19 protein-coding genes are annotated in these 25,297 nt (G+C 71.6%); 11 read left to right on the top strand and 8 right to left on the bottom strand.

All coding sequences use genetic code 11. From position 1 onward, the window contains the following. Positions 1 to 124 precede the first annotated feature (124 nt). From ACFV9W_RS05270 to ACFV9W_RS05235, 8 genes are all read left to right on the top strand, one after another. Positions 125 to 1,318, top strand: a complete 1,194-nt coding sequence (locus ACFV9W_RS05270) for a sensor histidine kinase (RefSeq protein WP_385755788.1) — start codon at positions 125 to 127, stop codon at positions 1,316 to 1,318. A 117-nt stretch (positions 1,319 to 1,435) separates the two neighbouring features. Continuing rightward, positions 1,436 to 2,866 (top strand): sensor histidine kinase, encoded by a 1,431-nt coding sequence (locus ACFV9W_RS05265; RefSeq protein WP_385755786.1) that lies wholly within the window; start codon positions 1,436 to 1,438, stop codon positions 2,864 to 2,866. 651 nt (positions 2,867 to 3,517) lie between these two features. After that, positions 3,518 to 4,177: a LuxR C-terminal-related transcriptional regulator gene (locus ACFV9W_RS05260; protein ID WP_385756045.1), complete on the top strand. Its 660-nt coding sequence runs from the start codon at positions 3,518 to 3,520 to the stop codon at positions 4,175 to 4,177. Positions 4,178 to 4,420: 243 nt separating this feature from the next. Further along, on the top strand, positions 4,421 to 6,367 hold the full coding sequence (locus tag ACFV9W_RS05255; protein ID WP_385755784.1) for a 2-oxoacid:acceptor oxidoreductase subunit alpha: 1,947 nt from the start codon (positions 4,421 to 4,423) through the stop codon (positions 6,365 to 6,367). Continuing rightward, entirely contained in the window at positions 6,360 to 7,490 is a 1,131-nt protein-coding gene (locus tag ACFV9W_RS05250) for a 2-oxoacid:ferredoxin oxidoreductase subunit beta (RefSeq protein ID WP_385755783.1), read from the top strand. Before ACFV9W_RS05255 ends, ACFV9W_RS05250 begins: the two co-directional genes overlap by 8 nt. A 126-nt stretch (positions 7,491 to 7,616) precedes the next feature. Next, positions 7,617 to 8,648, top strand: coding sequence for an EamA family transporter RarD (gene rarD, locus ACFV9W_RS05245; RefSeq protein ID WP_385755781.1), 1,032 nt, complete (start codon positions 7,617 to 7,619; stop codon positions 8,646 to 8,648). Further along, positions 8,645 to 9,094 carry a VOC family protein gene (locus tag ACFV9W_RS05240; protein WP_385755779.1) on the top strand — a complete coding sequence of 150 codons (450 nt, stop codon included), beginning with the start codon at positions 8,645 to 8,647 and terminating at the stop codon, positions 9,092 to 9,094. Before rarD ends, ACFV9W_RS05240 begins: the two co-directional genes overlap by 4 nt. Before the next feature lie 299 nt (positions 9,095 to 9,393). Continuing rightward, positions 9,394 to 11,001 (top strand): hypothetical protein, encoded by a 1,608-nt coding sequence (locus ACFV9W_RS05235; protein WP_385755778.1) that lies wholly within the window; start codon positions 9,394 to 9,396, stop codon positions 10,999 to 11,001. Here ACFV9W_RS05235 and ACFV9W_RS05230 read toward each other — a convergent pair. The 5 genes from ACFV9W_RS05230 to ACFV9W_RS05210 form a co-directional block, all read right to left on the bottom strand. Continuing rightward, on the bottom strand, positions 10,991 to 11,902 hold the full coding sequence (locus tag ACFV9W_RS05230; RefSeq protein WP_385755776.1) for an ABC transporter permease: 912 nt from the start codon (positions 11,900 to 11,902) through the stop codon (positions 10,991 to 10,993). The two genes, ACFV9W_RS05235 and ACFV9W_RS05230, sit on opposite strands and share 11 nt — an antisense overlap. Next, the gene (locus ACFV9W_RS05225; protein ID WP_385755774.1) at positions 11,889 to 12,842 is read right to left on the bottom strand and encodes an ABC transporter ATP-binding protein; all 954 of its coding nucleotides are present in this window, start codon (positions 12,840 to 12,842) and stop codon (positions 11,889 to 11,891) included. Before ACFV9W_RS05225 ends, ACFV9W_RS05230 begins: the two co-directional genes overlap by 14 nt. A 66-nt stretch (positions 12,843 to 12,908) precedes the next feature. Then, on the bottom strand, positions 12,909 to 14,147 hold the full coding sequence (locus tag ACFV9W_RS05220) for an outer membrane lipoprotein carrier protein LolA (protein WP_385755772.1): 1,239 nt from the start codon (positions 14,145 to 14,147) through the stop codon (positions 12,909 to 12,911). 253 nt (positions 14,148 to 14,400) lie between these two features. Continuing rightward, entirely contained in the window at positions 14,401 to 15,306 is a 906-nt protein-coding gene (locus ACFV9W_RS05215; RefSeq protein ID WP_385755770.1) for a CHRD domain-containing protein, read from the bottom strand. Between the two features lie 119 nt (positions 15,307 to 15,425). Continuing rightward, a complete protein-coding gene (locus ACFV9W_RS05210; protein ID WP_385755768.1) occupies positions 15,426 to 16,436 on the bottom strand; it encodes a polyprenyl synthetase family protein in 1,011 nt (336 codons plus the stop codon). A gap of 224 nt (positions 16,437 to 16,660) precedes the next feature. Here ACFV9W_RS05210 and ACFV9W_RS05205 point away from each other — a divergent pair, with 224 nt between their 5' ends. Together ACFV9W_RS05205 and ACFV9W_RS05200 are read left to right on the top strand one after the other, a co-directional pair. After that, complete coding sequence (locus ACFV9W_RS05205) at positions 16,661 to 18,157, top strand: peptide MFS transporter (protein ID WP_385755766.1); 1,497 nt, start codon at positions 16,661 to 16,663, stop codon at positions 18,155 to 18,157. A 9-nt stretch (positions 18,158 to 18,166) separates the two neighbouring features. After that, positions 18,167 to 20,173 carry a CocE/NonD family hydrolase gene (locus ACFV9W_RS05200; RefSeq protein ID WP_385755764.1) on the top strand — a complete coding sequence of 669 codons (2,007 nt, stop codon included), beginning with the start codon at positions 18,167 to 18,169 and terminating at the stop codon, positions 20,171 to 20,173. 68 nt (positions 20,174 to 20,241) lie between these two features. Here the strand turns inward: ACFV9W_RS05200 and ACFV9W_RS05195 are convergent, their stop codons facing one another. The 3 genes from ACFV9W_RS05195 to ACFV9W_RS05185 all read right to left on the bottom strand — a co-directional run bounded on the left by ACFV9W_RS05195 (position 20,242) and on the right by ACFV9W_RS05185 (position 23,757). Then, positions 20,242 to 21,072 carry an HAD family hydrolase gene (locus ACFV9W_RS05195; protein ID WP_385755762.1) on the bottom strand — a complete coding sequence of 277 codons (831 nt, stop codon included), beginning with the start codon at positions 21,070 to 21,072 and terminating at the stop codon, positions 20,242 to 20,244. A gap of 158 nt (positions 21,073 to 21,230) precedes the next feature. Continuing rightward, on the bottom strand, positions 21,231 to 22,433 hold the full coding sequence (locus tag ACFV9W_RS05190; RefSeq protein ID WP_385755761.1) for an FAD-dependent oxidoreductase: 1,203 nt from the start codon (positions 22,431 to 22,433) through the stop codon (positions 21,231 to 21,233). 31 nt (positions 22,434 to 22,464) lie between these two features. Further along, on the bottom strand, positions 22,465 to 23,757 hold the full coding sequence (locus tag ACFV9W_RS05185) for an ATP-grasp domain-containing protein (protein ID WP_385755759.1): 1,293 nt from the start codon (positions 23,755 to 23,757) through the stop codon (positions 22,465 to 22,467). Positions 23,758 to 24,002: 245 nt separating this feature from the next. On the opposite strand from ACFV9W_RS05185, the gene fahA reads away from it, so the two are divergent. Continuing rightward, entirely contained in the window at positions 24,003 to 25,292 is a 1,290-nt protein-coding gene (fahA, locus tag ACFV9W_RS05180; protein ID WP_385755758.1) for a fumarylacetoacetase, read from the top strand. Positions 25,293 to 25,297: the final 5 nt, after the last annotated feature.

Here is a 25,297-nt window from a genome sequence, read left to right as displayed (position 1 = left end):
AGGGGTTGGGCGAGGCCGGGTTCGTGGCGGGGCTCGTGGTGGGACTCGTGGTGGGGTTAACCCCCGCTCAAGTTGGCGGCCGTCCTCATGGCGCCCCGCCCCGGGCCAGGGCACTCTTGCCGCTATGACCGACCCACTCGACACCTCCGAAGACCAGCCGGTGCTGCCCCCGCCGCGACTCGGGTACGACAGCGCCACGTGGAAGGAGATCGCCTATCTCCTGAGCAGCTTCCCGCTGTCCATCTTCGGATTCGTGTACGCCGTCACGATGGTGGCGCTCGGCGCGGGGCTCACGGTCACGGTGATCGGGCTGCCGCTGATCGCGGGCGGGCTGCGGGGCGCGCGGCTGCTCGGCAAGGCGGAGCGCGGGCGGGCGCGGGCGCTGCTCGGCGTGCGCATCGAGGAGCCGAGCCCGCTGCCGGTCAAGCGCGCGGGCGGCTTCTTCGGCTGGCTGTGGACCGGGCTCAAGGACCCGGTGGGCTGGCGCACGGTGCTGTACGAGGTGATCCGGTTGCCGTGGGCCGTACTGACGTTCGCGATCACGCTGGTCGGGCTTTTCGTGCTGTGGCCGGTGCTGCCGTTCATCGCGCGGGGTCTCGGCAACGCGGACCGGGCGATGGTGCGGGCGCTGCTCTCCCCCTCCGACGAGTTGGAGCGGCGGATCGTGGAGCTGGAGTCGGACCGCGGCGTCGTCGTCGACACGGCCGCCGCCGACCTGCGGCGCATCGAGCGCGATCTGCACGACGGAGCGCAGGCCCGCCTGGTCAATCTGGCCATGGGGCTCGGTCTCGCGAAGGAGAAGCTCCTGGAGGGGCAGGCCGACGACGCGGTGGCGGCGATGGTCGACGAGGCGCACGGCGAGGTCAAGCTCGCGCTGCAGGAACTGCGGGACCTGGCGCGCGGCATCCATCCGGCGGTCCTCACCGACCGCGGGCTCGACGCGGCCCTGTCGTCGGTGGCCTCGCGCTGCACGGTGCCGGTGAAGGTGACGACCGAGCTGCCGGCCCGGCCCGCGGAGGCGATCGAGGGCATCGCGTACTTCACGGTCTCCGAGCTGCTCCAGAACGTGAGCAAGCACAGTGGCGCGCGGTTGGCGTCGGTGGACGTGTGGCGCTCGAAGGACCGGCTGCTCATCCAGGTGTACGACGACGGGCGGGGCGGCGCGAGCGTCCACAAGGGCACCGGCATGGCGGGCCTCGCGGACCGGCTGGGCGCGGTGGACGGCCTGTTCGTCGTGATCTCCCCGGAGGGCGGCCCGACCACGGTCACGGCGGAACTGCCGTGGCGCGATCGGACCGAGCCGATCCGGCAGAGGTAGGGAAAACCCCCGGTCGAAGACGCCGACCCGCCACATGGTCGCGGACCCGCCTCGCGAGGAGGCTTGAAGCAGCACCACAGCTCCCCCGGCAGACCCGAGCAGAACGGACGGACACCGATGGCCACGCACCAGTACGGATACGGCGAGGAACGTGACACGCACGCGTACTCGTCCCCGTCCTCGTCCTCCTCTCCGTCCCCGTACTCGTACTCGTACTCCTACGAAGAGGACCGTCGCGGCGGCGGTCCGCGTCCGCCGCGCGGACTGAACCGGCTGCCGGCCGGGCTGCGGGCGCCGATCGAGGGCCGGGCGTGGCGGGAGTTCGGGTATCTGATGCTCAGCCTGCCGCTCAGCATCATCGGGTTCGTGTGGGCCGTGACGATGACCTCGCTCGGTGTGGGCCTGCTGATCACGTTCATCGGGGTTCCGGTGCTCGCGGCGGCGCTCGCCGGGGCACGCGGGCTCGGGGCGCTCGAGCGGGTGCGGGCGCGCCACCTGCTCGGCGTCGAGGTCGGCACGCCGGAGCCGCTGCGGCCGCGCACGGGCGGGCCGATGGGGTGGATCGGGGCGACGCTCAAGAGCGGCGTCTCGTGGCGGCATCTGCTGTACGGGGTGCTGCACATGCCGTGGGCGGTGTTCGGGTTCGCCGTGGGGCTGAGCTTCTGGGCGACCGGCTGGACGATGCTCACGTATCCGGTGTGGCGCTGGGTGTTCCCCACGTACGTGGGGCAGGACGGCATTCAGCTGTACGGGGACTCCGGGCACGCCGTGTACCTGGACAACCCGTTCGAGATAGCGGTGACCGCGGGGCTCGGGCTGCTCGTCACGCTGGCCACGCCGTGGGTGATCCGGGCGCTGACGACGGTGGACCGGCTGATGGTGGTGGGGCTGCTCGGCCCGTCGCGGCTCGCGTCGCGTGTGGTGGAGCTGGAGTCGGACCGGGGCGTCGTGGCCGACACGGCGGCGGCCGACCTGCGGCGCATCGAGCGCGACCTGCACGACGGGGCGCAGGCCCGCCTGGTCAACCTGGCGATGGATCTCGGGGTGGCCAAGGAGAAGCTGAGCGAGGACCCGGCGACGGCGGCGCGCATGGTGGACGAGGCGCACGGCGAGGTGAAGACGGCGCTGCAGGAGCTGCGGGACCTGGCGCGCGGGATCCATCCGGCGGTGCTGACCGACCGGGGGCTCGACGCGGCGCTGTCGGCGGTGGCCTCGCGGTGCGCGGTGCCGGTGCAGGTGGAGGTCGACCTGGCGGAGCGGCCGGCGCCCGCCATCGAGGGCATCGCCTACTTCACGGTCTCCGAGCTCCTGCAGAACGTGAGCGAGCACAGCGGGGCGACGCGGGCGGAGGTCGATGTGTGGCGGTCGCAGGACCGGTTGATGGTGCAGGTGTACGACAACGGGGGCGGCGGAGCGGTGGCCTCCGGCGGGTCCGGGTTGGCGGCGCTGGCCGGGCGTCTCGATGCGGTCGACGGGATTCTGGTGGTCGAGTCGCCGACGGGTGGGCCGACGCGGGTGACGGCGGAGTTGCCGTGGCGGCGGGCGTGACGCGGGGGTGAGCCGGGGGTGGTTGCGCGGCACCGCCCTGCCCCGGCGTACCCGTGGCCGGGGCCCCACCCCGTTCCGCGGCACCGGACCGCCGCGGCCTACCCGTGGCCGGGGCCCCCTCAGCCGTTGCGCGGCACCGGGGGCCGCCTTGCCCACCCTGCCGCCCAAGGCGGCAGATTGCCCAAGGCGGGGCGGCACCCTGCCGTCACGGGTGGGGAGCCGTGGTGGATGGCGGATTGCCCCAGGCGGGGCGGCCCTCAGCGTCACGGGTGGGGAACCGTGGTGGACGGCTGACTGCCCACGGCGGGGCGGCACCCGGCGCCCCGCGACGCCGACGCCCCCGGAGGGGGCGGGTGGGTGGGAAATTGGGCGGGGGCACGGGCCCGTAGCACCACTGCGCAAACCAACCTCACCCCCAGGCCCCACCCCCGGGCCCCACCCCCGGGTCCCACCCCCGGGCCCCGCTCCCAGGACCCACCTCCGGACCCGCCCCAGGCCCCGCCTCCGACCCCACCCCAGACCCCGCCCCCCGAACCCGCCCACCCCCACCCCCCGATCCTGGGATGCTGAAGGCATCAGGATCGATCGATCCCGGCGCGCACCGTGTCGGGGCGTTCGTGCGCTGGGGGGCCGAAGAACGTGGAGGACAAGGTGCGGGTCGTCATCGCCGAGGATTCAGTGCTGCTCAGGGAGGGCCTGACCCGGCTGCTCACGGACCGCGGGCACGAGGTCGTCGCGGGTGTCGGCGACGGGGAAGCGCTGGTCAAGACCATCATCGAGCTGGGGGCGCAGGAGCAGCTGCCGGACGTGGTCGTCGCGGACGTACGGATGCCGCCCACGCACACGGACGAGGGCGTGCGCGCGGCGGTGCGGCTGCGGGCCCGGTTCCCGGAGCTCGGGGTGCTGGTCCTCTCGCAGTACGTGGAGGAGCAGTACGCGACGGAACTGCTCGCCGGGTCGAGCCGTGGCGTCGGGTACCTGCTCAAGGACCGGGTCGCCGAGGTGCGGGAGTTCGTGGACGCGGTGGTGCGGGTCGCCGAGGGCGGCACGGCGCTCGACCCCGAGGTGGTCGCGCAGCTGCTCGGGCGCAGCCGCAAGCAGGACGTGCTGGCGAACCTCACGCCGCGCGAGCGCGAGGTGCTGGGGCTGATGGCGGAGGGGCGTACGAACTCGGCGATCGCCCGGCAGCTCGTGGTGAGCGACGGCGCGGTCGAGAAGCACGTCAGCAACATCTTCCTGAAGCTGGGGCTCTCCCAGAGTGACGGGGATCACCGCCGCGTACTGGCCGTACTGACCTACCTGAACTCCTGATTACCTGACACCCTGTCAGATAACACAGGCGCCGAAGACCGCCGAAGAACCATCGACCGACCGGGCGCGTCCTCCACAAACACAGGGGAATCACCGTACAAATCGGGGCGACCCGCCGTCTCATTTGGCGGTCCACCATGCGAATCGCCTCAGGAAGGCGACCCTTACAGACGTAGGGTGGGCCCTGGGATGGCCGGTGGGACGGCCGTGCCCGCACAGCCGCCTCGAGGGAGGTCCAGTTCAGTGACCAGCCAGGTCAGTAGCACCACCGAGCAGGCCGACGGGACCGACAGCGCTGTCGTTGGTGGGCAGCGCAGGTCGGCGGGACAATCGAGCAAGGACGTACGGCGCGTCGACCGGGTGATCATCCGGTTCGCGGGTGACTCCGGTGACGGCATGCAGCTCACCGGGGACCGCTTCACTTCCGAGACCGCGTCGTTCGGCAACGACCTCTCCACACTGCCGAACTTCCCGGCCGAGATCCGCGCCCCCGCGGGAACACTGCCGGGCGTGTCCTCCTTCCAGCTGCACTTCGCCGACCACGACATCCTCACGCCGGGCGACGCGCCGAACGTGCTGGTGGCGATGAACCCGGCGGCGTTGAAGGCGAACATCGGGGACGTGCCGCGCGGCGCCGAAGTCATCGTGAACACCGACGAGTTCACCAAGCGGGCGATGCAGAAGGTCGGCTACGACGAGAGTCCCCTCGAGGACGGCTCGCTCGACGGGTATCACGTGCACCCCGTGCCGCTGACGACGCTGACCGTGGAGGCGCTGAAGGAGTTCGAGCTCTCGCGCAAGGACGCGGGGCGCTCCAAGAACATGTTCGCGCTGGGCCTGCTGTCGTGGATGTACCACCGGCCGACCGAGGGCACGGAGAAGTTCCTCAAGGCCAAGTTCGCCAAGAAGCCCGAGATCATGAAGGCGAACCTCGCGGCGTTCCACGCGGGCTGGAACTTCGGCGAGACGACCGAGGACTTCGCGGTCTCCTACGAGGTCGCCCCCGCCGCCACCGCGTTCCCGACCGGCACCTACCGCAACATCTCCGGGAACCTGGCCCTCTCCTACGGGCTGATCGCCGCATCGAAGCAGGCGGATCTCCCCCTCTACCTGGGCTCGTACCCGATCACGCCGGCGAGCGACATCCTGCACGAGCTGAGCAAGCACAAGAACTTCGGTGTGCGCACCTTCCAGGCCGAGGACGAGATCGCCGGGATCGGCGCCGCGCTCGGCGCGGCCTTCGGCGGCAGCCTGGGCGTCACCACCACCTCCGGGCCCGGTGTCGCGCTCAAGTCCGAGACCATCGGCCTCGCCGTGAGCCTCGAACTGCCGCTGCTCGTCATCGACATCCAGCGCGGCGGGCCCTCGACCGGGCTGCCGACCAAGACCGAGCAGGCGGACCTGCTCCAGGCCATGTTCGGGCGCAACGGCGAGGCGCCGGTCCCGGTCGTCGCGCCGAAGACCCCGGCCGACTGCTTCGACGCGGCGATCGAGGCGGCCCGGATCGCCGTCACCTACCGCACCCCGGTGATGCTGCTCTCGGACGGCTACCTGGCCAACGGCTCGGAGCCGTGGCGCATCCCCGAGGTCGACGAACTCCCGGACCTGCGCGTCCAGTTCGCGTCGGGCCCGAACCACGCCACCGAGGACGGCGCCGAGGTCTTCTGGCCGTACAAGCGCGACCCGCAGACCCTCGCCCGCCCCTGGGCGATCCCCGGCACGCCGGGCCTCGAACACCGCATCGGCGGCATCGAGAAGCAGGACGGCACGGGCAACATCTCGTACGACCCGGCCAACCACGACTTCATGGTCCGCACCCGGCAGGCGAAGATCGACGGCATCGAAGTGCCCGACATCGAGGTCGACGACGCCACCGGTCAGGCCCGCACGCTGGTCCTCGGCTGGGGCTCGACGTACGGACCGATCACGGCCGCGGTGCGCCGCCTGCGCACCGCCGGTGAGCACATCGCGCAGGCCCATCTGCGCCACCTCAACCCGTTCCCCCGGAATCTGGGCGAGGTCCTGAAGCGTTACGACAAGGTGGTGATCCCCGAGATGAACCTCGGTCAGCTCGCCACGCTCGTACGGGCGAAGTATCTGGTGGACGCGCACAGCTACAACCAGGTCAACGGAATGCCGTTCAAGGCTGAGCAGCTCGCCACCGCTCTCAAGGAGGCCATCGATGGCTGATACGCAGACCAGGGAGTCCCGGGAGGCCGGCGGCCGGGCCGCGGAGGAGACCGCCGGGGAGACCGGGGACGGCGATCAGACGCTTCTGTCGCTGGTTCCCAAGGCCGAGGCCAAGCAGTCCATGAAGGACTTCAAGTCCGACCAGGAAGTGCGCTGGTGCCCCGGCTGCGGCGACTACGCGGTCCTCGCCGCCGTGCAGGGCTTCATGCCCGAGCTCGGCCTGGCGAAGGAGAACATCGTCTTCGTCTCCGGGATCGGCTGCTCGTCCCGCTTCCCGTACTACATGAACACGTACGGGATGCACTCCATCCACGGCCGCGCCCCGGCCATCGCGACCGGGCTCGCCTCCTCGCGCCGGGACCTGAGCGTGTGGGTCGTGACCGGTGACGGCGACGCGCTGTCCATCGGCGGCAACCACCTCATCCACGCGCTGCGCCGCAATGTGAACCTCAAGATCCTGCTGTTCAACAACCGGATCTACGGGCTCACCAAGGGCCAGTACTCGCCGACCTCCGAGGTCGGCAAGATCACCAAGTCGACGCCGATGGGCTCACTCGACGCGCCCTTCAACCCGGTGTCGCTCGCCATCGGCGCCGAGGCGTCCTTCGTGGCCCGCACCGTCGACTCCGACCGCAAGCACCTCACGTCGGTGCTCCGGGCGGCCGCCGACCACCAGGGCACGGCGCTCGTCGAGATCTACCAGAACTGCAACATCTTCAACGACGGCGCCTTCGAGGTCCTCAAGGACAAGCAGCAGGCCGAGGAGGCGGTCATCCGCCTCGAACACGGGCAGCCGATCACCTTCGGGGCCGACGCCTCGAAGGGCGTCGTGCGCGACGCGGCCACCGGCGACCTGAGGATCGTGCCGGTCACGGAGGACAACAAGGCGGACATCCTGGTCCACGACGCCCACGCGGCGTCCCCGACCACCGCCTTCGCGCTCTCCCGGCTCGCCGACCCCGACACGCTGCACCACACCCCCATCGGCGTGCTGCGCGACGTCGAGCGCCCGGTCTACGACGTGCAGATGAGCGACCAGCTCGACGCCGCGATCGAGCGGGACGGCAAGGGCGAGCTCGGCGCGCTGCTGGCCGGGGGCGACACCTGGACCGTCGTGGGCTGAGCACTCCCGTCACGCACCGGCAAGGCCGTCAGGACCGTATGGCGATACGGGCATGACGGACGGGGCCCGGCGGCGCTACCTTCGTGGTGGCCGCCGCCGGGCTGCCGTGCGTTACGAGGAGGGGTCATGCAGGACAGGGCCGGGGCGGAGCCGGGGCTGCGGGGGCAGGGGAAGAACGAGGGGCGCATCGGCCTCCTCAACGGTTTCGCGGCGTACGGGATGTGGGGCCTCGTCCCGCTGTTCTGGCCGCTGCTCAAGCCCGCCGGGTCGGTGGAGATCCTGGCCCACCGGATGGTGTGGTCCCTGGCCTTCGTGGGCGTCGCCCTGCTCTTCGTACGGAGATGGGGCTGGGCGAAGGAGCTGCTGCGCCGGCCGAAGCGGCTCGGGCTCGTCGCCGTCGCCGCGGCCGTGATCACCGTCAACTGGGGTGTCTACATCTGGTCGGTGAACTCCGGCCATGTCGTCGAGGCCTCGCTCGGCTACTTCATCAACCCGCTCGTCTCGATCGCGCTCGGCGTGCTGCTCCTGAAGGAGCGGCTGCGGCCCGCGCAGTGGGCGGCCGTCGGCACCGGCTTCGCCGCCGTCCTCGTGCTCGCCGTCGGATACGGGCAGCCGCCGTGGATCTCGCTCGTCCTCGCGTTCTCGTTCGGCACGTACGGGCTCGTGAAGAAGAAGGTGAACCTGAGCGGGCTCGAATCGCTCGCCGCCGAGACGGCCGTGCAGTTCCTGCCCGCGCTCGCCTATCTGCTGTGGCTCGGGGCGCAGGGCCGGTCGACGTTCGGCGCGGAGGGCGCCGGGCACGGCGTGCTGCTCGCCTCGGCCGGGCTGATCACGGCGGTGCCGCTGGTGTGCTTCGGGGCGGCGGCGATCCGCGTCCCGCTGTCGACCCTGGGACTGCTGCAGTACCTGGCGCCCGTCTTCCAGTTCCTGCTGGGGATCTGGTACTTCCACGAGGCGATGCCGCCGGAGCGGTGGGCCGGGTTCGCGCTGGTCTGGCTGGCGCTGATCCTGCTGACCTGGGACGCGCTGCGCACCGCGCGGGTCAACCGGGCCCGGCTCGCCCGGGCCGAGGCGGAGGCGGACGCGGCCACCGAGGCGGCGCGCCCTGCCCCAACTTCCGCGCCTGCGGACGAAGTTCGGCCTATAACTGGTGCATGACACTGCACTGGAAGCTCGTCGTGGACGCCGCCGACCCGCACGCGCAGGCCGAGTTCTGGGGGGCCACGCTCGGCTATGAGATCGAGGACAACGCCGCGCTGATCGAGCGGCTCCTCGGCTTCGGCGCGGTGAGCGAGGCGGAGACCGTGCCGCGCTGGGGCCGGCGGTCCTTCCGCGACCTGGTCGCCGTGCGCCACCCGGACGACCCGGTGGACGCGGACACCGGCACCGGGCTCGGCCGCCGCATCCTGTTCCAGCGGGTGCCCGAGGCGAAGAGCGGCAAGAACCGGCTGCACATCGACGTGCACGCCGGGTCCGGGCAGCGGGCGACCGAGGCGGAGCGGCTCACCGGCCTCGGCGCGAGCATCCTGGACGAGGTCAAGTCACAGGGCGGGGAGTGGCTGGTGATGGCCGACCCCGAGGGCAACGAGTTCTGCCTCCAGTGACCCGACCGACCCGACCGACCCGACCGACCCGACTGACCCGACTGACCCGACCGACCCGACTGACCCGACCGACCCGACTCGCACGCGGTCACCAACTCTTTGCTGAATCCCCTCCGTTCGCATCTCAGGCCTCCTCCTAACCGCCGGTAACCTGTGTTCGACCCTCCGGGCGGTCGATGCCGTTGTCGCGTCCCGCCCGCGACTGACGCCACTCGTTCTGCTCCTGGAGGAGCCTTGACCTACGGATGCCTCCTGGGCGCCTGCACCGGCCCGCGCCCGGACCACGGGGGAGGTGCCTGATGGGGGCCCTCAACGACGGACTCACCGTCTCCCTGCTGCTGTTCCTGCTCTTCATCGGCGCCTGCCTGTTCCTGTCGATGTGGGCAAGCCCCGACCTCCGCGTCGGCGACGAGTTCTTCCGTGTCAGCGAGACGAACCGGCTCGGGGCCCGCCTGATCGGGTTCGCCTACGCCGGTGACATCGCGAACGCCGCCGCGGTCATGTTCCTCGTCGGGGTCGTGGCCGTGGCCGGCGGCGACGGGGTGGCCGTGGCCACGTGCGCCGCGCTGTCACCGCTCCTGATGCGGCAGTGGCTGGCGAAGCGCCTCGCGGGCATCGGCGGACGGTCGTTCGGCGAGACCGTCACCCGTCATCTGCCCCCGGGGCCCGGCCGCCGCGCCGCCGGCGTCGCCCTGCTCACCGCGACGGTGCCGCTGATCACCGCCCAGTTGCAGCCCATCGGCGACACGGCCCGGATGGTCGGCATCGACGACCTCGCGACCCGGCAGATCCTCATCGTGCTGATGGGCGCCCTGATCGTCGCCTGCGCCGCGATCGGCGCCACCCGGGGCGCGACCGTGCTGCAGCTCGTCAAGATCGGCGGGCTGATGCTCATCGCGCCGATCCTCGGCCTCCTGGTCGTGATCAGGTTCGGCGGGGACTTCGGCGCGATCGTGCACGCCGCCGACCAGCACAGGTCCGGCTCGGCCGGCTTCCTGGAGATGGGCCAGCTCTTCGGCAACGGCCCCATCGGATTCATCGACCTCGCCGCCTTCTGCTCCTGCGTGCTGACGGGCGCGGCTTTCATGCCGTACCTCATCGCGCGCTTCACCGACGCCCCGCATCCGCGCGCCGCCCGCCGCGTCGCGGGCGTGGGCTTCGCCGTCATCGCCCCGCTGTGCGCCATGGCGGCCCTCATCGGCTTCGGCGCGGCGGCCCTCGTGCCCCAGAAGGACCTCGTGTCCCAGGGGCAGTTCGGCGGAAACATCATCACCCGCCTCGCCATCGCCCTGGACGGCTCGGAGGACGGGCTCGGCAAGTGGCTGCTGTTCGGGCTCTGCACCACCTTCCTGACGGTCCTCGCGGCCGCCTCCGTCCTCCTGCTGTCCACGGCCGCCTCCGTCGTCCGCGACCTCGGCGCCGGCGGCCCGGTGGCCAAGCCGGACGGACTCAAGGCCGACGGCACGACGAGCGTCAGCGCGGGCCGCGCCCGCCTCACCATGAGCGTCGTCGGCGGGGTGAGCATTCTGCTCGCCGCGCTCACTCCGGACGTCAGCCCGATGTTCTGGCTGGTCCTGTCCTACACGGTGACGACCTCGTCGGTGCTCCCGCTCGTGATCCACTCGCTGCGCAGCGACCGCCCCATGTCCACGGCGGCCATGAAGCGCTGCGTCTACGGGAGCACGGCGGCGATCCTGGTCGCCACGTTCTTCTCTCCCTCGGTCTCGGGGAACCCGTACGCGGTCTTCCCCGACCTGGACTGGAGCTTCTGGCCGTTCTACTCCTCGGTCCTGGTGAGCGCACCCGTCGGCTTCCTGCTCGCCCGCCCGCGCCGCGGCGACCGCCCGGACCGGGTCGCCGCGGCGGCCGAGGACCGGACGGAGGCCCCGGCGGGCTTCACGCGGTGATGTCCTTCGCCGTGAACCGCGCCCACGCGGCGGTGCCGAACACCGCCGCGTACAGGGCCTGAAGTTCGAGGTTCTCGATCACGTCGTCCCAGTACACCGGCGCTCGCATCAGGTCGGCGAAGGACAGCCACTGGTGGGAGAACAGGTAGGGCTGGATCGCGTGCAGCTGCGGGATCTGGTCGAGGATCTGGACGGTGATCAGCAGGCCCACGGTCGTCGCCATCGCCGCGATGCCGCTGCCGGTCAGCGTCGAGATGAACAGGCCGACGGCGGCGATCCCGACCAGGGACGCGGCGACGACGAGCGCGATCAGGAACGCCCGCCACAGCCCTTCGCCGAAGCCGATCCGGGTGCCGGAGATGGTGACCACGTCGCCCAGCGGGAACAGCAGCGCCCCGGTGAGCAGCGCGGAGACCGCCACCACCAGCGTCGCGAGCAGGCAGAAGGCGAGCACGGTCGCGTACTTGGTCAGCAGCAGCCGGGTCCGGCCCGCGGGGGCGACCAGCAGATAGCGCAGCGTCCCCGCGTTCGCCTCGCCCGCCACCGCGTCGCCCGCGACGACGCCGACCGACATGGGCAGGAAGAACGGGAGCGTCGCGGCGAGCGCCGTGAACACCAGGAACAGGCCGTTGTTCGTGATCTGCGCGATGAACGCGGGGCCCCCGCCACCGCCCCCGTCGGCCGCCCCGTCCCCGCCCGTCTCGATCTTCACGGCGACGCCGATCAGGATCGGCACCCCGGCGAGGACCGCGAGCAGCGCGAGGGTGCGCCAGCGGCGCAGGGTCACGGTCAGCTCGCTGCGCAGCAGGCCGAGCGTCCACAGGGGGTTCGGCCTGGGAGCCGCCGCCGTCTCAGCCATCTCCACCGTCCCAGCCGCCTCCACGGTCTCAGCCCGCGACATCGAACCCCTCCCCCGTCAGCGCGACGAACGCGTCCTCCAGCGAGGCCCGCTCGACGCCGAAGCCGCGCACGCGCACGCCCGCGGTGACCAGTGCCGTGTTGAGATCCGCCAGGTCCGTGTCGGGAGGCGGTGGTTCGGTCGTGACCCGCTCGTCCTCCGTGTCGAGGACGGTCAGCCCGTGCTCCTTGAGGACGCGGGCGGCGTCGGCCGGGTCCGGAGTGGTGACGGCGAGCTTTCCGCGCACCCCCGAGGCCAGTTCGGCGACCGGGCCCTGGGTGAGGAGGCGGCCCTTCGCCATCACCGCGGCGTGCGTGCAGACCTGTTCGATCTCGTCGAGGAGGTGCGAGGAGAGGAAGACGGTGGTGCCGTCGGAGGCCAGTTCACGGACCAGGGTTCTGATCTCGCGCATGCCCTGCGGGTCGAGTCCGTTCGTCGGCTCGTCCAGGACGAGCAGCCGACGCGGTGTCAGCAGGGCGGATGCCAGGCCGAGCCGCTGCTTCATGCCGAGCGAGTACGCCTTGGCCTTCTTGCCTGCGGCGGCCGTCAGACCCACCCGGTCGAGCGCCTGCCCGACCCGCTCCTTGCGGGTGCGGGGGTCGGCGGTCGGATCGGCGGCGTCGTAGCGCAGCAGGTTGTCCCTGCCGGAGAGGAAGCCGTACAGGGCGGGCCCCTCGATCAGCGCGCCCACGTGCGGCAGCACGGTCCGCACCGCGCGCGGCATGGAGTGGCCGAGCACCCGGGCGGACCCCGAGCTCGGCTCGATCAGGCCCATCAGCATCCGGATGGTGGTGGTCTTTCCGGAGCCGTTCGGCCCGAGGAAGCCGAAGACGGCGCCGCGCGGGACGCTCAGACTGAGCCCGTCGACGGCGAGCTGGCCGCCCCGGTACCGCTTACTGAGCTCCCGCGTCTCGATGACCGGCTGCACCGGCTGCTCCTCCATGCCCCTCCTACGCATACGGGTGAGGGGGTGGTGCGCACCACCCCCTCACCGTGAACCACCGCTTGATCAGCCCGCGTTCGCCGCCTTCACCAGCGCGTCCTTGGTGACCGCGCCCGCGTACGCCTTCCCGTCCTCGGTGACCAGTACGTTCACGAGGCGGGTCGAGTAGACGGTGCCGGAGCCGAACTCGCCCTTCACCCGGTCGCCCAGGGAGCTCAGGAACTTCTGCGCGTCGGGCGGCATCTCGGCCGAGCCCTTGCCCGCCGCCAGGCCCGCGGCCTCCTTCGGCAGCTTCAGCTCGGCGACCGAGGTCCAGCCCTTGCCGATGACGTTCAGGTCGTCGAGACCGCCGGCCTTGAGGTCGTCGGCCTTCAGGTCCTCGGGCTTGAGGTTCTCGTGCTTGGCGGCGCCCTCGTGCCGCTGCGCCTTCTTCAGGTCGTCGGCCTCGGTGACCTTCGTGCCCTTCGACGGCTTGAAGTCGAAGGTGGAGGCGGCCGGCTTCGCGAAGTCGACCTTGGTGAAGCCCGCGTCGACGACGGCCGCGCCTCCGCCCGCCGGGGTCAGGCTGAACTTGAGCGGCGTACCGGTCTTCGCGTCCACGGACACGGTGATCGCGCCGACCGTCGAACCCGCCTGCTTGGGCTTGATCTGCAGCCGGTACGCGTCCCGGCCCGCGACCTGCGAGGTGCCGTCGACCGAGAACGACGTGGTGTCGCCGCCGGCCTTGAGGATCTCGTCCGTGAGCTCCTTCGGCGTGGCGGGAACGCCCTTGGGGGCCTTCTTCGCGTCGTCGCCGGAGCCCTTCTCGCTCTGCGCGTGGTACGCCTCGTCCGACTTGCTGTCGTAGGCCCACAGGTCGTCGCCGTTGTGGATCACGCTGTACTCGGACGCGTCGTCGAGGACCGACAGCTTCTGCCGGTCCGGGCCGTCGGCCGCGACGCGCAGCGTGTGCGAGCCGGTGGCCAGCTCGGTCAGCTTCGACTGCGGGTCGGCCGAGGACTTGCCGCCCTCCTGCTCCCCGCCGCCCATGAGTCCGCCGCCACCGGCGCCGCCGACCGAGGGCAGGCCCAGGTCCGTCGAGATCTTCACGGTGCCGGACAGCTGCTGGGTGTCCGACTTCGCGATCTTCTCGATGAGCTGACGTGCGGTGATGTCGGGAAGGTCCGGGTCGCCCGAGCTGGCGAGCGCCGGAACGAGCCCGATGGTCGCCGCGGCCACCCCCACCACGGCGACGGGGACCGCGTATCGCACGGCCTTGCGGCGGCGCGTACCGCTCTCGCTGTCTTCGGATGCGTACGGTGCCATCTTCTTGCCCTACCTCCGTGATCGGCGGCGGCTTACCGTCCTGTGCGCTCGTCCAGTCTGCGTCCACCCCGAGCCGCCATTCTCACCCGGATTGGTCTGGAGTGGTGTACCCAATCTGACCAAACCGGCCACAAGGAAGCGTCAGCCCCCGGGATCAACTCCGCGTACACCTACGGGATGACACACCACGGCGGTGCCACCCCCGACCCGTAGGGGGCGACACCGCCGATCGCGGTACGTGGACCGGGTGCGCTCAGCCGTTCACGAACACGTAGTCAGCCTTGTAGGGCACGCCCACGATGGCCCCGGGGTCACAGCTGCCTGAAGGGGCCACTCCGCCCACGGTGTTGAGGCGCAGGATCTCGGCGGTGTCCGCGAGCAGTCCGCGCGGCTTGCCCGACTGGGTGGCCTTGAGGTCCAGTTCGGCGATGTTGTCCGCGCCGTTCGGCGTGCGGGAGACGACCGCGCCGGTCACGGCGCTGCCGTCGGGTGCCAGCCACTGCGGCACACCGGAGTTGGGCGCGGTGAACGAGTGCCGGATGTGCCCCGCGAGCACGGCGCTCACATCGCGCTGCGCGAAGGCCGCCTTGCCGGTGGCGGGGTCGACCTTGCACTCGTAGATCTGCCGGCCGTGCACGACGGCCGCCTGGAAGTTGTCGAGGGCGCGGCCGAAGTCGGTCGGTTCGGTGACCCGGTGGAGCTGCCCGCGGACCGCGCCGTCGGGGAAGGCGGCCGTGTGCAGATTGGCGTAGAACGCTCCGGGGGTCGTGGTGAGCCGCTGCAGGAGCGCGGCGTCCTTGACGGTGACGGAGCCGGTGGCGCGGTGGCCCTTCGCGCCGCCGAGCACCTTGGTGAAGTCGACCCGTACGCCGCCGTTCGTACCCTTGGCGCCCTCGTGCAGGTGCAGGGCGGTCGGCTTCCCGACGCCCCGCCACTTCACGGCGACGGACACCTGATCGCCCTTGACCTGTACGAACTCCAGGGCGGCGCCGTCCGTGTCACCGCTGGTCACCTCGTTGGCGCCGTTGAGGCTCGCGGCGAGGACGGTCCCGGTGGCCTTCGGCTCCGCGGCGAAGGCCTGCGGCGCGGCGAGCCCGGTCCCTGCGGCGACGCCGACGACAGCCGTGACCGCGAGCATGCGTGTGCCCAATGTGCCCATGTTCAGTTTCCCCCTACCGGCCGACGCCCCCTGCGTCGGCCTTCGGGGGTGGGTACGGCCGGGCCCGGGGGCGGCACTCACCCCGGAAAGGTGACCTGCGTCACACACCCGGCGGACGGTCAACCCGCCCGATGCACCACCGCGTCACACAGCTCCACCAGCGCCGCCTTCGCCTCGCACTCCACCAAAGGAACGAGCGCCGCCCTCGCCTCTTCCGCGAACCGAACCGTGTCCCGCCGCGCCTGCTCCAGCGCGGGATGCGTCCGCAGCCGCGCCACCGCCTCGGCGAGCCGCTCGTCGTCCCCGAGGTCCGAGTCCAGGAGCTCGACCAGCTCCTTGTCCTCGGCGAGCCCGAGCCGCTCGGCCCGCTCCCGCAGCCGCAGGACCGGCAGCGTGGCGATGCCCTCGCGCAGGTCGGTGCCGGGCGTCTTCCCGGACTCGTGCGAGTCGGAGGCGATGTCGAGGACGTCGTCGGCGAGCTGGAAGGCGACGCCGAGCCGCTCCCCGTACTGGGTGAGGACGTCGACGACCGTCTCGTCCGCGCCGGACATCATCGCGCCGAAGCGGCAGGCCACGGCGATGAGCGAGCCGGTCTTGCCGCTGAGCACGTCCAGGTAGTGGTCGACGGGGTCGCGGCCGTCGGCCGGGCCCGCCGTCTCCAGGATCTGGCCGGTGACGAGCCGCTCGAACGCCTCCGCCTGGATGCGCACCGCGTCCGGGCCGAGGTCGGCGAGGATGTGCGAGGCACGGGCGAACAGGAAGTCACCGGTGAGCACGGCCACCGAGTTGCCCCAGCGCTGGTTGGCGCTCGGCACCCCGCGCCGCACGTCCGCCTCGTCCATCACGTCGTCGTGGTAGAGCGTCGCGAGATGCGTCAGCTCGACGACGACGGCGGAGGGCACGATGCCCGGCGCGTACGGGTCGCCGAACTGGGCCGCGAGGGTCACGAGCAGCGGCCTGAACCGCTTGCCGCCGGCCCGCACCAGGTGCTGGGCGGCCTCCGTGATGAAGGGAACCTCGCTCTTGGTGGCTTCGAGGAGTCCCTCCTCGACAGCCGCCAAACCAGCCTGAACATCAGCCTCGAGGGCCTGGTCCCGCACGCTCAGACCGAAAGTCCCGACGACGGTCACGAGAGGTTCTCCTGTCTGCTGACGATCACGACGCTCACATGGCGAACTCGGTCGATCATTCGGTCGATGACACGGTTTGTCGATGTGTCGCTGCCATCACTCAAGTCAGCGTATCCGGTCGCGTTTCGATCACAGGTGGCGCCCGCCCGAACACCCTGGACCAGGCGGCTTCGCGACACCACCGGTATGTTCTTGATCAGCACAGACGACCTGGAGTACGCACTTTGTCCCACACCGAGCACGACACGGACAGCGCCCCGCCGCCCGGCGACGACACGGCCTTCTTCGGCCAGCCGAGGGGTCTGCTGACACTGTCCGGCCTGGAGGTCTGGGAACGCTTCTCGTTCCTCGGCATGCAGGCGATCCTCGTCCTGTACTTCGCCGACACCGTCGCGCACGGCGGCATGGGCATGGACCCCGGCAACGCTGCCTCGGTCTCGGCGGCGTACGGCACGCTCGTCTACCTCGTCTCGGTCGCGGGCGGCTGGCTCGCCGACCGGATCCTCGGCTCGTACCGCGCCGTCCTGTGGGGCGGCATCCTCATCGCCTGCGGACATTACTCGATGGCGGTGCCGACACCCACGATGACGTGGGTCGGGCTCGGCCTGATCAGCGCCGGTACCGGCCTGCTCAAGCCGAATGTCGCCTCGATGGTCGGCAAGCTGTACCGGACCGCCGACGAGCGCCGCGACGCCGGCTTCGCGCTCTACTACATGGGCATCAACATCGGCGCCTTCGCCGGACCGCTGATCACCGGCTGGCTCGGCGACCACAAGGGCTGGCACTGGGGCTTCTCGGCCGCCGCCATCGGCATGACGTTCGGCCTGATCCAGTACGTCGCGGGGCGCCGCCACCTGGCCGGGCGCACCGACGCCGCCGAGTACGCGCTGCCGCCCGAGGGGATGCGCAGGGCGGTACGGCTGATGATCGTGGGCGCGGTCGTGGTGGCCGCCGTCGCGGTCGCCCTGGCGCTGGCCGGGTGGCTGACCATGGGCCGCTTCGTCGACCTCCTCACGTACATCTCGGTGATCGCGCCGGTCGTGTACTTCGTGGTGATGTTCAAGAGCCCCCGGGTCACCGCGGAGGAACGCGGCCGGCTCAAGCCCTACCTGGTGCTCTTCATCGCCTCGGTCGCCTTCAACTTCATCCTGTTCCAGGCGTACTCGACGATGATCCTGCTGGCCTCGACGAACGCCGAGACGACCATCCTCGGCTTCGACTTCCCGGCCGGCTGGTACGCCTCCGCGCTCGGCGCCTTCGAGGTGGCGCTCGCGCCCGTCGTGGCCGCCGTCTGGGCGCGGATGGGCCCGCGCCAGCCGCACGCCTCCAACAAGATCGCGTTCGGTGTGGTCCTGGGCGGACTGTCGTTCCTCCTGATGGTGCTGCCGACGTCCGGGCACAGCGACGACACGTACAAGATGGCGGTCTGGTGGATCGTCGGCTCGTACCTGCTGCTCGGCCTCGGCGACATCCTCGTGGAGACGTCCGGCATGTCCGCGACGACCAAGCTCGCCCCGCAGGCCTTCGCCAGCCAGACCATGGCCCTGTGGTTCCTCTCGCTCGCACTCGCGAACGGGATCCAGGCGCAGGTCGTCAAGCTCTACGGCGAGGTCTCGAACCCCGCCTACTTCGGCGTCAACGGCGCCATCGCGGTCGCGGTCGGTATCGGCGTGATCGCCCTGGCGCCCTGGCTGCGCCGCACCATGCACCCCGTTCACTGAGGTTCTCCCATGACGACGACTCCCACCATCAGGACCGAGTTCCCCTTCGGAACGGTCCGTGAGGACATCCGCGTACCCCTGTCCGACGGGACGACGCTCTTCGCCCGCGTATGGCGCCCGGTGACCGAGGAACCGGTGCCGGTGCTCCTCGAATACCTCCCCTACCGGCTCTCCGACTGGACCGCGCCCCGCGACTGGCAGCGCCACCCCTGGTACGCGGGCCACGGCTACGCCTCCGTGCGCGTGGACGTGCGCGGCCACGGCAACTCCGAGGGCATGCCCGGCGACGAGTACGACGCGCAGGAGCTGGCCGACGGCGTCGAGGTCGTGAACTGGCTCGCCGCGCAGCCCTGGTCGTCCGGCAAGGTCGGCATGTTCGGCATCTCCTGGGGCGGCTTCAACTCCCTGCAGATCGCGGCCCTGGCGCCCGAGCCGCTGAAGGCGATCGTGACGGTCTGCTCGGCGGACGACCGCTACGACAACGACGTGCACTACATGGGCGGCTCCGTGCTCGCCGTGGACATGCACGCCTGGGCGGCGACGATGCTCGCGTTCGTGTCGCGCCCGCCGGACCCGCAGTTCGTGGGCGACGGCTGGAAGGACATGTGGACGGAGCGCCTGGAGGCCGTCGACCCGTTCATCCACACATGGCTCGGCCACCAGACCCGCGACGACTACTGGCGGCACGGCAGCGTCTGCGAGGACTACTCCGCGATCAAGGCGGGCGTGCTCGCGGTCGGCGGCTGGCACGACCCGTACCGGGACACGGTCCTGCGGCTCGCCGAGCACCTTCCGGCCGAGCAGATGCGCGGCATCATCGGCCCCTGGTCGCACCAGTACCCGGACCGCGGCCTGCCGCCGGGCCCGGCCATCGGCTTCCTCCAGGAGACGCTGCGCTGGTGGGACCACTGGCTGAAGGGCGAGGACACCGGAGTCATGGCCGAGCCAAAGCTGCGCTCCTGGATCAGCGACTCGCACCCGCCCGCGACCGTGTACCCGGAGCTGCCGGGCCGCTGGGTCGGCGACCCGTCGTGGCCGTCCCCGAACGTCGAGAAGGTCTCGTACGCGCTCCAGGGCGCGCCCCAGGTCGTGCGCTCCCCGCAGCACACGGGGCTCGACGCGGGCCGCTTCTTCCCGTTCGGGAACGACGCGGACCTGCCGCCCGACCAGCGCGAGGAGGACGCGAAGTCGGCGTGCTTCGAGTTCGAGGTGCCCGACGAGGTGCGGGTGCTCGGCAGACCGCGCGTGACGCTGCGCCTCACGTGCCCGGTGGAGCGCGGGCAGGTCGTGGCGCGGCTGTGCGACGTGGCGCCCGACGGCTCCTCGACGCTCGTGACGCGCGGCGTCCTCAACCTGTCCTCCCGGCACGGCCGTTCCGAGAACGTGCCGTGGACCCCGGACACCACGGAGGACGTCACCTTCGAGCTGAACGGCATCGGCCACGCCTTCCCGGCCGGCCACCGCATCCGGCTCGCGGTCTCGTCCGCGTACTGGCCGTGGATCTGGCCGCAGGCCGGCTCGGAGGCCGGGTTCACGCTCGACCCGGTGGGCAGCGCGCTGGAGCTTCCGGTGCGGGGGCCCGCGGCCGGCGGGGAGATCTCCTTCGCCGAACCGGAGCAGTCGGAGCCGCTCGGCGTCGTCTACCCGGAGACCCTGGAGGGCCCGCGGCCCGAGCGCCTCGTCGTACGGGACGTGGCCAAGGGCGAATGGCGCCTGGAGGTCGACCCTCGCTACGGCGGCACGCGCCTGTACCCGGACGGCCTGGAGTTCACCGAGGACGCGCTGGAGACGTACGTCATCGACGAGGCCGACCCGCTGTCGGCGCGCACCCGCTCCGACTGGGCGATCCGCCTGCACCGCCCTGACCTGGGCTGGGACGCCCGCGTCGAGACCCGCTCCGAGATCACCTGCACGGCGACCGAGTTCCTCACGTCGAGCGAGGTGGTGTGCCGGGACGGCGACGAGGTGGTGTTCCACCGGACGTGGGAGAAGCGGATTCCGCGCACGGCCGGGTAGGCCCCCGGCCGGACCGGGCCGGTCTCCGCACGCTGGTGGGAAGCCCGGCCCCCGCGGGGCTCGCGGCGCTAGGACGAACTGGCTCCCAGGGCCCGGTGGGTGAGCAGTCGCTCGACCACCTCCGCCACCCCGTCCTCCTCGTTCGACGACGTCACCTCGTCGGCGACCGCCTTGAGCTCGGGGTGCGCGTTGGCCACGGCCACCCCGCGCCCCGCCCAGCCGAACATCGGCACGTCGTTCGGCATGTCGCCGAAGGCGATCGTGTCGGCGGCGCCCGCCCCGAGCCGCTCCGCCGCGAGGCTGAGCCCGGTCGCCTTGGTCACGCCGCGCGGCTGCAGCTCGACCGTCCCCGGCCCGGACATCGTGACGGTGGCGAGCGGCCCCACCGCCGCTCTCGCCACCGCGGCCAACTCGTCGTCGGACAGCGACGGGTGGCGCAGCAGCACCTTGCTGATGGGCCGCTCCCACAGCGCGGCGCGCCCCTGGACCCGTACGGCGGGCAGCGTCGGGTGCGGCATGAGGTAGCCGGGCTCGATGAGCGTGAGGCCCTCCACCCCGTCCTGGTCGACGGCCGCGTACACCTGACCGATCTCGGCCTCGATCTTCCCGATGGCCTGCTCGGCGAGTTCCCGGTCGAGCGTCAGCGACCACAACAGCCGGTCCCGCACGCCGTCGTACAGCTGCGCGCCCTGCGCGCACACGGCGAGCCCGCTGCCGCCGAGCTCGTCGAGGATCGGCTTCACGCGGGGCGCGGGCCGCCCCGTCACCACGATGTGCCGGGCGCCCGCGGCGACGGCAGCCGCCAGCGCGTCGCGGGTCCGGTCGGAGACCGTGTCGTCGCCGCGCAGCAGCGTGCCGTCCAGGTCAGTGGCGATGAGTGCATATGCGGGTGCGGGCATGATCCGAAGAATACGGACCGGCCGTGCCCGGGACCCGTCGAGTACCGGCCGCCCTGGCAAGGGATGGCCGGTCACGACGGAGTGATGTCATCTGTTCGGGTTACCTCCCCAGTCGGTCAACCGGGTTGAACTCACTGGTAGTTGCCTGGGCCATGCGGTCACCCGTGCGCCGCCGCCAGATGCCGGGCGAGCCGCGGCGAGGCGAACTCCGTGCCGCAGACGAAGCGCATGACAGGACCGTACGAGGACCCGCCCAGCATGCCCGTGAAGTACAGGCCGGGGACGGACGAGACGTAGCCGGCGCCGAGCCGCGGCGTGCCCCGGCTGGTGGCGAGCCGCGTGCGCAGCCCCTCCCCCAGGAACGGCATCGCCGCCAGGTCGACCCGGTATCCCGTCGCCGCGATGACATGGTCGGCGGACAGGTCGTCGACGCGGCCGCCGAGCGTGCGCACGCCGAGGACGGGCGCGCCCCCGGACACCGTCACCCGCTCGATCCCCGCGACGTCGCGCACCGCGACCTTGCCCTCGAAGCGGTCCTTCAGCCACCACGCGCCCAGCGGCCCGAGCACCCTTCTGACCAGGAAGTGCCGTGCCTGCGGCGGGAGATGACGGTACGGGTGCGGGTAGTACGTCAGCGCGTAGAGCGACCACGCGTTGCCGAACGGGGTCTGCGGGCGCAACCTCGGCTGCTGCCACGGCGGCGCCCCGAAGCGCACCCGGCCCCTGCCGCGCGCGACCACCGTCACGCCCGCGCCCGCCTCCGCCGCGAGCGCCGCCGTCTCCAGGGCGGACTGACCCGCGCCGACGACGATCAGCTCCTTGCCCGCGAACCGGGACAGGTCGTGGTGCTGCGCGCTGTGCGAGACAGGGCCCGTGGGGGCGGGTCCGTCCGGCACGGCCGCGGTGAACTCCCCCGGCACATGTTCAAGGCCCGACAGGCCGGTGGCGACGACCACCGCCCGCGCCGTGAACTGCTCGCCCGAGTCCAGCTTCAGCTCGAACGCCTCGCGCCCGCGCCGGTCCACGGAGACGACCCGCACCCGCTCGAGCTCGGGCACCAGCTTCTTCTGGAACCAGTCGCCGTACGCCACGAACGTCTCGGCGGATATCAGGTCCTCGTCCGTGACGAGCCGCTTGATCCCGGCGACGTCGCAGTAGTCGGCCAGCTTGTGTCCGCGCTGGGGCGCGTCGATGTTCGACGCGGACGGCACGGACTTGAGGATCATGCCTTCGGGCATGTGCGAGCGCCAGCTCACCATGGGTTCCCCGAAGACCCTGACGGGTATCCCGCGCGCCCTCAGGTGCGCCGCGGTGGACAGGCCGTAGGGGCCCGCCCCTATGACTGCTACCGGATGATTCACGAAGCCCCTCCCCAGGACGACGTCGCGTCTCCTACTTCGCTTGCCCCGGCCGGGTCCGGCCGCCGCTGCCGCCGCTGCCGCCCGAACCGGCCGCGCTGCCGCGGCGGTTGCTCCGCCACAGCTGGTACAGATGCTTCGCCCCCGGCCGTACGAACCGGGCGAGCATCGTGAAGAACGGCCGCGGATCGTCGGCCGCCCACCACGCGAGCTCCGTCCCGCTGGCTCGGGGCGGGGCGTGCGGGGTCGTATAGCCGCTGCGCCGGTACGCCAGCAGGGCCGGCAGGTCGATGTTCTCCACGACGTAGCGGTGGCCCGCCCGCTGTTCCCCCTCCGGAACGGTGCGGCCGGTGAGTGCGAGGTGCATGGCGCGGACGACGTCGATCCCCGCCTCGTTCTCGAAGAGGCGGAACTGGGCGCCCATCCGCGGATTGAAGTCGAGCAGCTTGTACTGTCCGTCGCGCCGGTCGAAGCGCAGGTCGAGGTCGATGATCCCCGTGAAGCCGATCTGTTTGATGAAACGGGCGGCGACGTCCGCGAGTTCCGGATTGTCGACCACGTACGCGCTGGCCGTCATGCCCGCGTGCGGCGGCCAGGAGCGGACCTTGACGCCGGTGAACATGGCGAGCGGCGTGGAGTCCTGATCGAAGTACGCGTGCACGATCCAGTCCTCGGCCTCCTCGCGCGGCAGGTACTCCTGGAGGATCACGCCGGGCCTCGCGCCCCAGCCGAGGGCGAGCCTGCGCAGCCCCTCCGCGGTCGCGATCCTCGTGGTCCCGTTGACGGCGGGCCGAGCGCGCCGCGTGAACGCCTCCCGGTTCTTCGCCACCACCGGAAACCGGGCCTTCGCCGCGAACTCCTCGATGTCCGCCGGGCTTTCGGGAAAGGACGCCGTCGGCGAGGGGACACCGTGCTCCACGCACAACTCGTGCAGCCCTTGTTTGCTGGCGAGACGGCGCGGCAACTCCCGCTCCACGCGCGGGAAGAGCAGCCCCGCGGCGCCGAGCGGGCCCTGATGCTCGGCGATGAGGACGGCGGCCTCCTCGTCCGTCGGGATCAGCACCGCGGGACGGCCGATCCGGCGGGCGACGCGCACCAGCCCGTCGACGAGCCGCTCCGGCTCCTCCGTCCCCGTCGTCCGCCACGGGAACGCGCGGCGCAGATAGCGCGACGCCGCCGCGGGTGTGTACCGGTCCTCGGTGATCGCGTACATCGGCACGCCGAGGCGCCCCAGACTGCGGATCGCGCCCACCCCTCCGTGGTGCAGCGGGTAGTCGCCGAACTTCACGATCAGGCCCGGGACATCACGGTCCACGGCGAACGGCATGCTTCCGGCACTGCTGACACTCCCGGCGCTCCTGGCCACGGGTCCCCCCACGTGTCCCCCCTTGGACCCGGACCTTGAATGCGGGGTTCAGCCCCGTCCGTGCCCACCGGACAATGACGCTAAGCCGGAACCCACCACTCCATCAACGGGTCATTCGGACATTACGAACTCTTTAGGCACTGCCGCGAACCGGTACCTCCCACGTAACGTGTGGCGCACCCGAATGGAAAGTGAGGCCCGCAGGCATGGCACGCGCAGCCACCTCCGAGTCCGCGTCCGAGCACACCCCGCTCGACCGTCTCGACCCACTCGACCTTCCCGAAGGCCACCCCTTCGGCCCGCACAACCTTCCGTACGGAGTCTTCTCCCCCGCCTCGTCCGAGAGTGCCGAGCGCCGGGTGGGCGTCCGGATAGGGGACCACGTCCTGGACGCGGGCGGCGCCGCCGCGGCCCTCGGCTCCCCGTACGTCTCGGTCCTGGCCCGCCCGAACCTCAACTCCCTCCTTGCGGCGGGCCGTACGACCTGGTCCGACGTGCGCCGCGCGCTGACGGCCTGGGTCACGGTCCCGGCGCACCGCGAGGTCGTCCGCCCCTTCCTGCACCCCCTGTCCTCGGTCACGCTGCACCTCCCCTTCGAGGTCGCGGACTACGTCGACTTCTACGCCTCCGAGAACCACGCCTCGAACCTCGGCCGGCTCTTCCGCCCCGACGAGGAGCCCCTGAAGCCCAACTGGAAGCACCTCCCGGTGGGTTACCACGGCCGCTCCGGCACGGTCGTCGTCTCCGGCACCGACGTGGTGCGCCCCTCGGGCCAGCGCAAGGCGCCCGCCGACCCGGCCCCGGTCTTCGGCCCGTCCGTCCGCCTCGACATCGAGACGGAGGTCGGCTACGTGGTCGGCGTCCCGTCGCGGCAGGGCACCCCGGTCCCGCTCTCCTCCTACCGGGACCACGTCTTCGGCCTCTGCCTCCTCAACGACTGGTCGGCGCGCGACATCCAGAACTGGGAGACGGTGCCGCTCGGCCCGCACCTCGGCAAGTCGTTCGCCACGTCGATCTCCGCGTGGATCACCCCGCTTGAGGCCCTGGACGCGGCCCGCGTGGGCCCGCCGGAGCGGACGGTGCCGCTCCTTCCGTACCTGGACGACAGCGGCCCCGAGTCCGCCGCCGACCCGGCCGGCTACGACCTGCGCATCACGGTCACCCTCAACGGCCAGGTGATCTCCGAGCCCCCCTTCTCCGGCATGTACTGGACGGGCGCCCAGATGCTCGCCCATATGACGGTCAACGGCGCCTCCCTGCGCACCGGCGACCTCTACGGCTCAGGCACGATCAGCGGCACCGAGGACAACGAGCGCGGCTCCCTGATCGAGATCACCTGGAACGGGCAGCAGCCACTCGACCTCCCCGACGGCAAGCGCGGCTTCCTGGAGGACGGCGACGTCGTCACCCTCTCCGCCTGGGCCCCCGGCCCGGACGGCGCGAGGGTCCAACTGGGCGAGGTCACGGGCCGGATCGTGCCGTCCCCCGCCCAGTAGCGCCT

This window comes from Streptomyces sp. NPDC059897, from assembly GCF_042730865.1.
GTDB lineage: Bacteria > Actinomycetota > Actinomycetes > Streptomycetales > Streptomycetaceae > Streptomyces.
Note: the sequence above shows the minus strand (reverse complement) of the source record. Positions and strands in the feature narration are given on the sequence as shown.